Annotated in this window: 12 protein-coding genes; 9 read left to right on the top strand and 3 right to left on the bottom strand. The window is 42.2% G+C overall.

Annotated features, from left to right (window positions below; translation table 11 throughout):
* Positions 1-68: 68 nt before the first annotated feature.
* The gene (locus VB620_RS17070) at positions 69-1,925 is read right to left on the bottom strand and encodes an NAD(P)H-quinone oxidoreductase subunit F (RefSeq protein WP_323197347.1); all 1,857 of its coding nucleotides are present in this window, start codon (positions 1,923-1,925) and stop codon (positions 69-71) included.
* Between the two features lie 658 nt (positions 1,926-2,583).
* Between VB620_RS17070 and VB620_RS17075 the strand changes: the two genes are divergently transcribed.
* The 7 genes from VB620_RS17075 (at position 2,584) to VB620_RS17105 (ending at position 8,273) form a co-directional block, all read left to right on the top strand.
* Positions 2,584-2,892 carry a carbon dioxide-concentrating mechanism protein CcmK gene (locus VB620_RS17075; RefSeq protein WP_323197348.1) on the top strand — a complete coding sequence of 103 codons (309 nt, stop codon included), beginning with the start codon at positions 2,584-2,586 and terminating at the stop codon, positions 2,890-2,892.
* A gap of 94 nt (positions 2,893-2,986) precedes the next feature.
* Complete coding sequence (locus tag VB620_RS17080) at positions 2,987-3,331, top strand: carbon dioxide-concentrating mechanism protein CcmK (protein ID WP_006194886.1); 345 nt, start codon at positions 2,987-2,989, stop codon at positions 3,329-3,331.
* Positions 3,332-3,334: 3 nt separating this feature from the next.
* The gene (locus VB620_RS17085; protein WP_323197349.1) at positions 3,335-3,637 is read left to right on the top strand and encodes a EutN/CcmL family microcompartment protein; all 303 of its coding nucleotides are present in this window, start codon (positions 3,335-3,337) and stop codon (positions 3,635-3,637) included.
* 67 nt (positions 3,638-3,704) lie between these two features.
* Positions 3,705-5,366 (top strand): ribulose bisphosphate carboxylase small subunit, encoded by a 1,662-nt coding sequence (locus VB620_RS17090; RefSeq protein WP_323197350.1) that lies wholly within the window; start codon positions 3,705-3,707, stop codon positions 5,364-5,366.
* Between the two features lie 95 nt (positions 5,367-5,461).
* Complete coding sequence (locus tag VB620_RS17095; protein WP_323197374.1) at positions 5,462-6,229, top strand: transferase; 768 nt, start codon at positions 5,462-5,464, stop codon at positions 6,227-6,229.
* A gap of 47 nt (positions 6,230-6,276) precedes the next feature.
* Entirely contained in the window at positions 6,277-7,068 is a 792-nt protein-coding gene (locus VB620_RS17100) for a BMC domain-containing protein (RefSeq protein WP_323197351.1), read from the top strand.
* A gap of 251 nt (positions 7,069-7,319) precedes the next feature.
* On the top strand, positions 7,320-8,273 hold the full coding sequence (locus VB620_RS17105) for a LysR family transcriptional regulator (protein WP_323197352.1): 954 nt from the start codon (positions 7,320-7,322) through the stop codon (positions 8,271-8,273).
* A gap of 75 nt (positions 8,274-8,348) precedes the next feature.
* Here VB620_RS17105 and VB620_RS17110 read toward each other — a convergent pair whose 3' ends face one another.
* Positions 8,349-9,776: a sodium/glutamate symporter gene (locus VB620_RS17110; RefSeq protein ID WP_323197353.1), complete on the bottom strand. Its 1,428-nt coding sequence runs from the start codon at positions 9,774-9,776 to the stop codon at positions 8,349-8,351.
* 261 nt (positions 9,777-10,037) lie between these two features.
* On the opposite strand from VB620_RS17110, the gene VB620_RS17115 reads away from it, so the two are divergent.
* Together VB620_RS17115 and VB620_RS17120 are read left to right on the top strand one after the other, a co-directional pair.
* Positions 10,038-10,280 carry an AbrB/MazE/SpoVT family DNA-binding domain-containing protein gene (locus VB620_RS17115; RefSeq protein WP_323197354.1) on the top strand — a complete coding sequence of 81 codons (243 nt, stop codon included), beginning with the start codon at positions 10,038-10,040 and terminating at the stop codon, positions 10,278-10,280.
* Between the two features lie 263 nt (positions 10,281-10,543).
* A complete protein-coding gene (locus tag VB620_RS17120) occupies positions 10,544-10,933 on the top strand; it encodes a PIN domain-containing protein (RefSeq protein WP_323197355.1) in 390 nt (129 codons plus the stop codon).
* Positions 10,934-10,982: 49 nt separating this feature from the next.
* On the opposite strand, the gene VB620_RS17125 is transcribed toward VB620_RS17120, so the two are convergent.
* Positions 10,983-11,513: tetratricopeptide repeat-containing protein (locus VB620_RS17125; RefSeq protein WP_323197356.1), on the bottom strand; the 531-nt coding region annotated here is incomplete at its 5' end.

An 11,513-nucleotide genomic window follows, 5' to 3' on the forward strand; every position in this document is an offset into this window, starting at 1 on the left:
AACAATAATGAAGAAGTCAGCATTTAGTAGGGGCTAACCCCAGATTCTGTTCACAGTGCTGATAACTTTTAAAAGGGTAATTTATCTAGTAGTCCTAATGACCAGCTGACGAAGAATCCCAGAATGCTAATCACTACGAGAATGGTGAACATATACCCCTGCGATTGACCAGAAATGCTGTATTTTAAACCTTGCCCACCGAAAATGGTGGCAAATCCTACTAAGTTTACCAAACCGTCAACTACATAGCGATCGCACCAAGAAGATAACTTCGATAGCAGGGCGACTGCATTAACTATGGTCAACTTATAAATTTTATCAATGTAAAAATCATAACCCAATAAGTCCTGCATAATTCTCCAAATCAGGATTCTGGATCTTGACCAGGCCTTATGCAGATAGAGTGTAGATCCTATTCCCACCCCAACTAAAGTAGAAGAAAGCAGCAGTACTAAGATGTACCAATCAAGGCTTTCCCAATTGGGTAAGAGATACCACTGCTGCAACATCAAGGGTAATAGTAATGTCACTACAGTCAGTGAAACCATTGGTAAGGCCATCTGCCAACCAACTTCCGGGGAGCGGCGGGTTTTCTGTTGTGGTTTTCCCCAAAAAATTAGTCTGAAGACTCGTGTGAGGTTTAAGGCTGTTAAGCCGTTAACTAGTACTAATACCGCAATTACCCAAGGGCTGGCATGAACTAAGCCATCAGCCCAAGCTAGCATAGACCAGAAGCTCCCCAGTGGTAGCAGTGTTACCATGCCCGCAGAGCCGACAATAAAGGCTATGGTGGTGGCTGGCATCCGTGACCACAATCCACCCATTTCGGTTAAGTCTTGGGTGCTGGTGGTGTAGATAACGGAACCAGAACTCATAAATAATAGGGCTTTAGCGATCGCATGAGTTAACATCAACATTAACGCCACACCACCTTGCTCTAACCCCACAGCTAAAAATACCAAGCCCATGTATGCACTGGTGGAATGAGAGAGCGATCGCTTAATATCAATTTGTGCCAGTGCTACTAATGTCGCCCCAATTGCCGTTAAAGTCCCCAGCACAACTAAGGTATCTAACGCAACTGGGGAAAGAGCTAATATTGGCTGAAGTTTATACAATATATACGCACCACCACCTACAACCAAAGAATTGCGCATCACCGAAGCTGGGTTCGGCCCTTCCATAGCTTCATCTAACCACAGATGTAAGGGAAATTGGGCGCATTTACCAGCCGGACCAGCAATTAATGCCAGACCCAGTAAAGTCGATGTTAGTGGACTCAACTCAGCCGTTTGCGCCCACTCATATAAATCAGAAAAATTCAAACTACCTGCAATAGTGGAAAGGGTAACCACACCCATTAACAGCAACAAATCTCCCACCCGCTTAGTTAAAAAGGCATCTCGCGCCGCCGTCACCACTAGGGGTTGAGCATACCAGAAGCCCACTAACAGGTAAGTAGAAAGGGTGAGAACTTCCAAAAGCCCATAACTCAGAAACAAGGAATCACTAATCGCTAAACCAGACAGCGCCATTTCAAAAAAGCCCAATAGGGCAAAGAAACGTGCCAACGACCAGTCCTTTTCCATATATCCCAGGGCATATACTTGTGTTAATAAACTTAATCCTGTAATTAAAACTATTGCCCCAATGCTGATTGGTGAAAGTTCCAGGGCAAATGATAAATTAAAATCCGCAGCTTGGAACCAGTTAATTACCAAAATTTCTGGTTCTTGATCCCAAATGTGCTTAAATACCAGAAGGCTATGGACAAAACCGGCAAGAGTCGTTAACAAGTTAAAATATGCCGCAGGTCTCGGCCCTGTACGTTTAATGATTCCCATACCCCACGGCAAAGTAACAAGTGCGCCAATTAAGCTATAAAATGGCACCCACCAACTTGTTGAAAATAGAAACTGATTCATTTAGATTTTCCTCGACGACTCAGCCTTGATTTGTGCTTAAATATTCTTTAAATAATCATTTACTAAAAAAATTACCCCAGATAATTTTCTGGTTTTCCTAACTATTTTTTAGCGAAATTTTCAATTAGTATTTTTCCTTTAGCTTACCTTATTTGGGCAGTAATGAATGTAAATTCAGATATTTAAGGGCTTTTACTGTTATTACATCATTTGTCATTATAATTTTTTATTTCTACTGCTAGCAAATAAATTTATAGAATATATGTAAAAAAAATTATATATTTTTTACAAAGTCATTTATTCTACTCTAAAATCCGGCAAAGTTAGAGATAGCATAATATACAGCCATCAATATTATCTCACTGGAGGCGATTCATCCTGGCTATGAATGTTATTTTGTAAATATAATAAAAAAATTATAAAGCATAAGGGGATACTCTAAGAATTGAGACACTTCGATTAAGTATAATCAGGTATAAATTTTTGTTAAGTTTTCTAAAACTAACTTATCATAAACTATTATACTAATTGATATTGCCAGGAAGACCAAGCTTTCCTATGCTTAATTTAGAAGTGTTTTTATGGCTCAGGATGTAGCCCTAACCTTAAACATTTCAAAACACAGTACTGATTGAATTAAATTTTTAGGAGTTCTGCGATGCCAATTGCAGTTGGAATGATTGAGACTAAAGGCTTTCCAGCAGTAGTGGAAGCTGCTGACGCGATGGTGAAAGCCGCGCGTGTCACATTAGTAGGCTATGAAAAAATCGGTAGTGCCAGAGTAACCGTAATTGTGCGGGGAGATGTCTCTGAAGTACAAGCCTCTGTTTCTGCCGGCATTGATGCAGCAAAAAGAGTCAATGGTGGTGAAGTCTTATCTACTCACATCATTGCCCGTCCCCACGAAAACTTGGAGTACGTTTTGCCCATCCGGTATACCGAAGCCGTAGAACAGTTCCGGACTTAAAAGCTGAATTAAACAAACGCAGTTATGAACGGGGTTGCTACCTTGAGCGCCACTGTTTTCCAAAATTAAAAACTTTAACTCAGGATAAGAACTAATGTCAATTGCAGTGGGAATGGTAGAAACACTAGGCTTTCCGGCAGTAGTGGAAGCTGCTGATGCGATGGTAAAAGCCGCACGTGTTACTTTAGTCGGATATGAAAAAATTGGTAGCGGTCGAGTCACAGTGATTGTTCGGGGTGACGTTTCCGAAGTCCAAGCTTCAGTAGGTGCTGGAGTAGAATCAGTTAAACGAGTTCACGGTGGAGAAGTATTGTCTACCCATATTATTGCTCGTCCCCATGAAAACTTGGAATACGTCCTACCAATTCGTTATACCGAAGATGTTGAACAATTCCGGGAAAATGTCAACGCAATTCGTCCTTTTGGTAGAAGACCATAGTTAATGCAAGTCGCCAAAGTTCGTGGCACAGTAGTCGGCACACAGAAAGATCCAAGTCTGAGAGGTGTGAAACTACTGTTGTTGCAATTAGTAGATGAAGAAGGAAATCTCCTACCCAACTACGAGGTAGCAGCAGATACCGTAGGTGCTGGAGTAGATGAGTGGGTACTGGTCACTCGTGGCAGTGCCGCTCGTCAAATTCTTGGTAATGAACAGCGTCCGTTAGATGCAGCAGTGGTGGCGATCATTGATACAATTCACTTGGAAGGTCGCCTCATGTACAGCAAAAAAGATCAGTATCGATAGAGTCATTAATTCATTAGCCAATGATCAAGGGCTAATGGAAAAAGCTTAATTCAGGAGGAATCTCGCAATGGTAGTCCGCAGCACGGCGGCACCCCCAACCCCGTGGTCGAGGAATTTAGCCGAGCCAAAAATCCATGAAAGCACATTTGTACATCCGGTTGCCAATATTATTGGAGATGTGCGGATAGGGGCAAATGTAATCGTTGCTCCGGGAACCTCGATTCGAGCGGATGAAGGCACACCTTTTTATATTGGTGAAAATACTAATATTCAAGATGGTGTCGTAATTCATGGATTGGAGCAAGGCCGAGTAATTGGCGATGACCAAAATAAATACTCGGTATGGGTCGGCGAAAATGTGTCCATTACCCACATGGCATTAATTCATGGTCCGGCCTATGTAGGAGATAATGCCTTCATTGGGTTTCGCTCCACGGTATTTAACGCCAGAGTGGGTGCAGGTTGCATCGTGATGATGCACGCTTTAATTCAAGATGTAGAAATTCCTCCAGGTAAGTATGTACCTTCGGGAGCGATAATTACTAGCCAGCAGCAAGCTGACCGGTTACCAGATGCTGTGGTTCAGGATCAAGAGTTCGCTCATCATGTGGTTGGAATCAATCAGTCATTAAGAACTGGTTATCGGTGCGCTGCGGATAGCAAATGTATTGCACCCATTCGGGATGAGATTGCTAAATCTTATACAAATACTGGTATTACTGTTTTAGAGCTAGAAAGGAGTAGTGAAGTGTCGAGCAATAGCTTGGGTGCAGAAATCATCGAACAGGTGCGGTATCTTTTAAACCAAGGGTATAAAATTGGTACAGAACACGTAGATGAAAGACGGTTCCGTACTGGTTGTTGGCAAAGTTGTCAACCAATTCAGCCTGGATCAATGGGTGAGGCGATCGCCACTTTAGAAGGCTGTCTCAGTGATCATAGCGGCGAATATGTACGGCTATTTGGTATTGATAGCAGTAGACGGCGGGTTTTAGAAACCATTATTCAACGTCCCGATGGTATCGTCAATTCCATTAAGCCTAGTAGCTTTACAAAAGCTGCTAGTAATGGTAATGGTAATGGCCGCTACAGCAGTAATGGCAATGGTCACGTTGCTAGCAGTGGCGCAATAGATGGCGAAATCATAGATCAAATTCGTAATTTGCTATCAAGCGGTTACAAAATTGGGACAGAACACGTAGATGAGCGGCGTTTCCGCACTGGTTCTTGGAACAGCTGTAAGCCCATTGAATCAACTTCTCTCAATGAAGTGATTGCTGCCTTAGAAGAATGTATAGAACTGCACCAAGATGAATATGTGCGGTTAATTGGCATTGATAAAAAAGCTAAACGGCGGGTTTTAGAAACCATTATCCAAAGACCAGGCGACCCAGTTGTTTCATCTGGTGCAAAACAATCCTTTAGCACAGGAAGTTATGGTACTGCTACCGCCACTGCTACTAGTACGAAATTGAGTTCTGAAGTTGTAGACCAAATCAGACAAATTTTGGCTGGTGGATACAAAGTTAGCGCTGAACACGTAGACCAAAGACGATTCCGCACTGGTTCTTGGGCTAGCTGTGGTCAAATTAACACCAAATCTGAACGGGAAGCGATCGCCGCCCTAGAAGGATACCTGGGAGAATATTCAGGAGAATATGTGCGTTTAATTGGTATCGACACCAAAGCCAAACGTCGAATCCTAGAGACGATTATCCAACGTCCTTAAACAGAGGGGAGTAGGCTGTATGGGGAGTGTCAATTACCCCTTCACTACTCACCCTTTACCACTCACTATTTCCGGCTTCCGAGGTTAAAATTTCCATGTCTGTGCCGCCACTGCACCTCAGCAATAACTTCGACTCTTACACGAGTGGCGAGGTGACTATTCATCCTAGCGCAGTACTTGCACCTGGAGTAATACTTCAAGCAGGTGTCAACAGCAAGATGATCATCGGACCAGGGGTCTGTATAGGTATGGGGTCAATTCTCCAAGTTAGCGAAGGAACCTTAGAGGTAGAAGCAGGAGCAAACTTGGGAGCCGGTTTTTTGATGGTTGGCCAAGGCAAAATTGGCGCAAATGCTTGTGTTGGTGCAGCAACTACAGTTATTAACTGTTCCATTGAGCCAGGAAAAGTCATTGCTCCAGGGTCAATTTTAGGAGACACCAGCCGACAGATTGAGGAAACAGAACAACTGGAATCATCTACTAATAATAGTGCGAATCCCAGCAACGAAGAACAGCCAGAAGCAGAAAATAGTTTAGACACAGATGAGGAAATAGTAATGTCCTCAACTACCATCTCAGCAAAGGCTTACTGGAAATTCAAACATCAGCCTGCTTCCTCTCCTGAGTCTTCGCCTAAATCCTCAAGCCAGCCAGAACCTGTAGAACCAGAACCCATAGAAGAAAACCCTAACCCAACGAACTCTAGTCTCCAGGAAAAAAAATCTAGTCAACCTCCCAAGGAATCGCCTAATAATTTAGGTAACCAGATTTATGGACAAGTAAGTATAAGTAAATTATTAGTGACATTATTTCCCCATAGACAAACCTTAAATGACTCCATCTCTGACAATCAGTCTGAGTAAGTGTTAATTGTAAGTTGTCAGTTTCGTGAGTAACTTGGAAAATTCACATGGAAACACCTAATCAACACTCTCTTAGCACAATTCAGAAATCCCGCCGTCGAGATAGTCTGAAAAATACTGCTTTAGGTTTAGTCTCCACCAGCAGCTTTCCCGCCATAGTGGGGACAGCAGATATGATGCTGAAATCGGCTGGCGTTCACCTAGTGGGTTATGAAAAAATTGGTAGTGGTCAGTGTACAGCTATCATCAGGGGTGGTATTGCTGATGTGCGTCTAGCAGTAGAAGCTGGGGTTCAAACTGCTGAACAGTTTGGTCAATTGGTTTCTAGCTTGGTGATTCCTCGCCCTTATCCTAACCTAGAGATAGTACTGCCCATTACCAGCCGCTTGAGTAAATTGATGGAGGAAGGTAATCAAAGTAGTTTAAGTAACTTAGCTATTGGTTTAGTGGAAACACGGGGATTTCCGGCAATGGTGGGTGCTTGTGATGCCATGCTCAAATCTGCTGATGTTTATTTAGCAGCCTATGAAAAAATTGGTGGGGGTTTGTGTACAGCCATTATTCGTGGCACTGTGGCTAATGTAGCTGTAGCTGTAGAAGCGGGAATGTTTGAAGCAGAACGTATTGGGGAATTGAACGCTGTGATGGTGATTCCTCGACCACTGGATGAAATGGAGAACACCTTGCCTTTAGCCAGTTGCTGGATTGAACACCGCGAACCATTGAATATGCCTGTAGAAGTGGAGGAACAGGTGGCTCAAATAGAAGTTTTACAGTTGCCTGATTTATCCCAAATACCTGCCAAAGTTACCGAAGAAATATGGAACGACGAAGGGTAAATGATTCATCATCTATAATTATCATTCAGTTTTCAGGAATCAATATTCTTTGAGGAGGAATATGACTGTTTACTAGTTATTTTGATAATAACTTGTGATGACCATAACTCAAATAACTTTCTTCTAATAAAAGAAATAGATTTTTATCTATACTACAATTCATAACTTTGTAAAAGTGGTTCGTTATCATGGACAAGTGTTAAGTGATACTAGATTTATGTATCTAAATCGCTATTAGAGGAGAATCACCGTTGAAGCAAGCGACGCTACACCAGTTGAAAGTGTTTGAGGCAGCGGCCCGGCACAGTAGCTTTACTCGTGCGGCTGAGGAATTATTTTTGACTCAACCCACTGTCTCGATGCAAATTAAACAACTCACCAAATCGGTAGGGTTGCCATTATTTGAACAGGTGGGAAAACGTCTGTTTTTAACAGAAGCTGGGCGGGAGTTATTTGCCACTTGTCGACAAATTTTTGAAACTATAGCCCAGTTTGAGATGACTGTGGCAGACTTAAATGGTCTTAAACAAGGTCAATTACGCTTGGCAGTAATTACAACTGCAAAGTATTTTGTCCCTCGTTTATTAGGGCCATTTTGTCAACTGTATCCAGGAATTGAGATTTCTTTACAAGTAACTAACCACGAAGGCATCTTGGAACGGATGCTAAATAACATGGATGACTTGTACATTATGAGTCAAGTTCCAGAAAATCTAGATGTCAACTATGAGCCATTTTTAGATAATCCTTTGGTGGTGTTTGCACCAGTTAATCATCCTTTGGCAAAAGAGAAAAATATTCCTATAGAAAGGTTGACAAATGAACCGTTTATTATGCGGGAACCAGGTTCAGGAACTCGCCGGGCTGTGCAGCAACTGTTTGATGAACATGGTGTGAAGGTAAAAGTTAAGCTAGAGTTAGGCAGTAATGAGGCGATTAAACAAGCGATCGCCGGAGGATTAGGTCTTTCTGTCTTATCTCGCCATACTTTAATGCCAGATACTTCTGAGTTCAGTATTTTAGATGTAGAACACTTTCCCATTAAACGCACTTGGTATATGGTGCATCCACCGGGAAAACAGTTATCAATCGTCGCTCGTACTTATTATGAGTATCTCCTAGAGGCAGCCCAAAAATTCGCTGAAGAAACTGGTTTTGCTGCTTACAGTCCAGTTGAAAATATTCCCACTAGTCCTGATAAATAGAAGCTGCGGGACTAAATTCCTCTGTGTTCTCTGCGTCTCTGTGGTTGATTTATTCCTAAAAATTCCTAATTGCTGTTATCCACTTTGCTTACGTAATTGCTTACAGTTATAGAAACCAAATATCAGCCAGAATGCCAAGATAGCTGAAGTTAATAACAAAATCGGCAGAGAACCAAAATTAGCAATTAACAGGGGTGCGGCCGCCGTGAATAAGCCTCCACCCACAATGGGTTCAAACAGCAATTGTTTATAAGCAAAACTTTCAAACGCGCCGGAACGGTTATCTGGGTCTACCATTCGCAACAGCAATAACCCTGTGGAAGTGACACCCATTGATTGTCCCATGTCGCCAATGCCGCGTTCAAACCAGTAAAAAGGCAAGAGATGGGGGCCTAAAAAGACAAATGCACAGACATTCCAAGTAATCCCTGCAATGGAGATAATCAGAAAAGGTGCAAGATTATCTCCCAGTGTCGAGAGGGAAATGCTGGCTAGGGCTGTGACAATGGTAATATCTAATGCTAGTCCACCTATGTTCTCCATCAGGGGACGACTAATTAAATAGGTGCGTCTGGTACGCATCAGTATATACTGCACAATGATTCCGCCAATCAGGGCGATGGGGAATAGCGGTACGTAGGTAATTAGTTCTAGTCCACCTCTACCCCAGGTAATTGATTCAATCACCCGTAAGGCTTCTAAAATTAACCAACCAAAAGCGATCGCCAATCCGACAAAACCAAAGTTGAGTGACAATGGATCAATCAATAAGTTACGGAATAAATTTTTTCTAGCAATTGTGATATTTGCTTCCTCTTCTGAATGCTCATTCTCTGTATTTTCCACATCATCATACAGGACTTCGCTGCTAACTTTGATCCGTCCAGTTCTGCGTCCCCAGTGGATCAAAATTGTCCCGGAAACGACTCCAGAAATTAGCCCCACTGTGGCTAAAGCTAAAGATAAATCCGGCCCGGCGGTAAAACCCAAGTCTATAAAAGTTGCAGCCATCCCAGCTGATGTCCCGTGTCCACCTTCAAAGGCGACTTCTATTAAACAAGCAACTACAGGCGGTAAGCCAAAAACTGGTGTTAATATGGTGATGGCTAGTATTAATCCTACCACGTATTGACCCCAGGCGATCGCCTGACCCAATGCCACTTGAGGAGCCGCTTTCCGCCAAAATTCACGCAATGTCGGCACATATTGACCCAGAAATAGGGTAGCAAACACAATGTTAATAAAAATACCGGGTGATTGCGACCAAACCGCCTGGATATTTTCGCTAAATATGCCTTGAACAAGGGGAGATTCGGGGTTGACTGATTTGACAACAGCACCTAATGCACCTTTACCCAGGAGTAAAGCCATAATACCAGCAACAATGGAACTGGGTATGTAGAGCGATCGCAATATTCCCAGGCGCTGTCTAATCAACCGTCCCACTAAAATTAATATAGCGATGAGAATATAACCCCAGAATACATCTATGAGTTTGAACATATTTGTAACAGTTGCCTTTAATCTCTACTGATTCTCTATGAGTCTCAGCATTTTGGCAATAGCTGAGTATTTAGGGTTCGCTCTCTAAATTGATAAATACAGATTATATTTAAGTAAGGAAAATATGTAATAGCTAATTATTTATGAGGCTGCATATTATTCATACCTCTCCAGTTCCCTCCCTGCAAGCGGGGAGGGTTAGGGTGGGGTTCTTTGTCTGCATCTTTTCTGTATATTAAATTGATGTAAGGAGTTATAGTAATGGCTGACGCGACCATCACCACCAAAGGACAAGTAACCATTCCTAAAGAAATTAGAGATTATCTTAATCTTGATACTGGGAGTAAAGTTGATTTTGTGATTGATGAAAATGGCATAGTCAAACTGATTCCTCTCAATGTTCCTATTCAAAGCTTATCCGGAATTTTACATCGTCCGGGAATGAAAAGCGCATCTTTAGAAGAGATGGAAACCGCAATCCAAAAAGGCGCAAATAATTCATAATTCGTAATTCGTAATTCGTAATTCGTAATTTGTACTTTGTACTTATTAAAAACACGCAAAAGCATGATATCGAAAGATTTAACAGTTTTCACTGTGTGATATCATGTCCGCTTGATTACTTATTAAACCCGAAGAACCCTACCCCGCCAAAGCTGTGCTTTGTCTCCCCTCCCCGCCGGCGGGGAGGGGATTAAGGGGAGGGGTGCGATAAGTATGGAAATCATAACTAATTAGACGGACATGGTATAATTTACTAATTTTTTATGATTGGAGTTGATACAAATATTTTAGTGCGCTACCTAACGAAAGATGATGAAAAGCAGTGGCAGCAAGCTACTGTTATTATCGAAAGCGGAGAGCAATGTTTTGTTGCTAATATAGTTCTCTGTGAATTAGTTTGGGTTTTGCGAGGGAATCCCTATCAATTTAGTAGGGAAGAAATTAGTAATGCTATAGATTTAATGCTGCAATGTTCTGTATTTGAATTAGAAAATCGCTCTGTGGTTTATCAAGCTTTACAGCGATTTAAGCAGGGAAGGGCAGATTTTTCTGATTATTTAATTGGTGCTATATCTCAACATTCGGGTTGTAGTTATCTTGCCACTTTTGACAGAAAATTGAGAAATCAAAAGGGATTTAACGTATTGGATTAATGCTGATAATTACGTCAGGATATCGCCTTTACAATACCATCAATAATTCTTATCCTGAATTTTGTTGCCGGCAAGCTTCCCAATTTTTACGAACAGTAACAGTATTGGGATGATTGTCTCCCAGCAGGCGTTTACTCAATTCTAAAGCTTGGAGATACAGGGGTTCGGCTTGGTCGTACCTTCCTTGGGAATCGTAGAGTGATGCCAAGTTGTTGAGGCTCATGGCGACATCGGGATGATTGTCTCCCAGCAGGCGTTTATACAATTCTAAAGCTTGGAGATACAGGGGTTCGGCTTCGTCGTACCTTCCTTGGGATTTGTAGAGTAATGCCAAGTTGTTGAGGCTGGTGGCGACATGGGGATGATGGTCTCCCAGCAGGCGTTTACAGAGTTCTAAAGCTTGGAGATACAGGGGTTCGGCTTCGTCATATCTTCCTTGGGAATTGTATAGATATGCCAAGTTGTTGAGGCTGGTGGCGACTAAGGGATGATTGTCTCCCAGCAGGCGTTTATACAATTCTAAAGCTTGGAGATACAGGGGTTCGGCTTGGTCATATCTTCCTTGGGATTTGTAGAGTAA

The organism is Nodularia harveyana UHCC-0300, assembly GCF_034931085.1.
Classification (GTDB): Bacteria; Cyanobacteriota; Cyanobacteriia; order Cyanobacteriales; family Nostocaceae; genus Nodularia; species Nodularia harveyana.

Bases quoted from the DNA above. Each gene is read 5' to 3' on its own strand.
- VB620_RS17070 (WP_323197347.1), bottom strand. From the start codon at position 1,925: ATGAATCAGTTTCTATTTTCAACAAGTTGGTGGGTGCCATTTTATAGC.
- VB620_RS17075 (WP_323197348.1), top strand. From the start codon at position 2,584: ATGCCAATTGCAGTTGGAATGATTGAGACTAAAGGCTTTCCAGCAGTA.
- VB620_RS17080 (WP_006194886.1), top strand. From the start codon at position 2,987: ATGTCAATTGCAGTGGGAATGGTAGAAACACTAGGCTTTCCGGCAGTA.
- VB620_RS17085 (WP_323197349.1), top strand. From the start codon at position 3,335: ATGCAAGTCGCCAAAGTTCGTGGCACAGTAGTCGGCACACAGAAAGAT.
- VB620_RS17090 (WP_323197350.1), top strand. From the start codon at position 3,705: ATGGTAGTCCGCAGCACGGCGGCACCCCCAACCCCGTGGTCGAGGAAT.
- VB620_RS17095 (WP_323197374.1), top strand. From the start codon at position 5,462: ATGTCTGTGCCGCCACTGCACCTCAGCAATAACTTCGACTCTTACACG.
- VB620_RS17100 (WP_323197351.1), top strand. From the start codon at position 6,277: ATGGAAACACCTAATCAACACTCTCTTAGCACAATTCAGAAATCCCGC.
- VB620_RS17110 (WP_323197353.1), bottom strand. From the start codon at position 9,776: ATGTTCAAACTCATAGATGTATTCTGGGGTTATATTCTCATCGCTATA.
- VB620_RS17115 (WP_323197354.1), top strand. From the start codon at position 10,038: ATGGCTGACGCGACCATCACCACCAAAGGACAAGTAACCATTCCTAAA.
- VB620_RS17120 (WP_323197355.1), top strand. From the start codon at position 10,544: ATGATTGGAGTTGATACAAATATTTTAGTGCGCTACCTAACGAAAGAT.